This is a genomic window from Rhodococcus sp. ENV425 (assembly GCF_002887785.1).
In the GTDB taxonomy this organism is placed as follows: Bacteria; Actinomycetota; Actinomycetes; order Mycobacteriales; family Mycobacteriaceae; genus Rhodococcus; species Rhodococcus aetherivorans.
This window is the reverse complement of record NZ_PCZU01000094.1, coordinates 1-962: the sequence shown is the minus strand read 5'-3', so window position 1 is coordinate 962 and position 962 is coordinate 1. Positions and strand designations below refer to the sequence as shown.

Genomic DNA, 962 nt, shown 5'->3' with positions numbered 1-962 from the left:
TCGAGGATGGCCTGCTGGGCGGCCTCGGGCAGGGTGTGCAGGATGTGCCGCACCCGCTCCTGCCGGCGGGCGACGGCCTGCCGCTCGGGCATCCCCGGGGTGGCCTTCATCTGCGGCACGATGCCCTCGACGTCCTCCACCCCACCGGCGTGGTGCCCGGCGTCGACGAGGGCCTGCTCCTGCGCCATCGTCGCCTCGTCCTTCTCCTCCGACATCCCGATCGGCCCGATCATCGTGCCATTGAGGAACTGCTTGACCACCGGCTCGTCGCTGGTGAGCAGCACCTCGCGCGGACCGAACATCACCAGCTCCCGGCGGAACAGCATCCCGATGTTGTCCGGCACCGTCCGCGCCAGGTTGATGTTGTGCGAGACGATCAGGATCGTCGCGTCGATCTCGGCGTTGATGTCGATCAGGGTCTGGCTGATGTAGGTGGTGCGCACCGGATCCAGCCCCGAGTCCGGCTCGTCGACCAGGATGATCTGCGGATCGAGCACCAGCGCCCGCGCCAGCCCGGCCCGCTTGCGCATGCCGCCGGAGATCTCGCCCGGCAGCTTGTCCTCGGCGCCGAGCAGACCGACGAGCTCGAGCTTCTCCATCACGATCTTGCGGATCTCGGACTCGGACTTCTTCGTGTGCTCGCGCAGCGGGAACGCCACGTTGTCGTAGAGGTTCATCGACCCGAACAGCGCACCGTCCTGGAACAGCACCCCGAACAGCTTGCGGATCTCGTAGAGCTCCTTCGAGGAGCACTGCAGGATGTCGGTGCCGTCGATGACGATCGAGCCCCGCTCCGGCCGCAGCAGACCGATCAGCGACTTGAGGAACACCGACTTGCCCGTACCCGACGGGCCCAGCAGCGCCGACACCTCACCCGCCGGCAGCGTCAACGTCACGTCCTGCCAGATCCGCTGAGACCCGAAGGACTTCGTCAACCCCTCGACAGCTACTTCGACTCCCAC

1 protein-coding gene is annotated in these 962 nt (G+C 67.0%); it reads right to left on the bottom strand.

Going from position 1 to position 962, the window contains the following annotated elements:
* Nucleotides 1-962, bottom strand: a 962-nt coding sequence (locus CQZ88_RS07790) for an ABC transporter ATP-binding protein (protein ID WP_258008506.1), incomplete at both ends; no start/stop codon positions are given.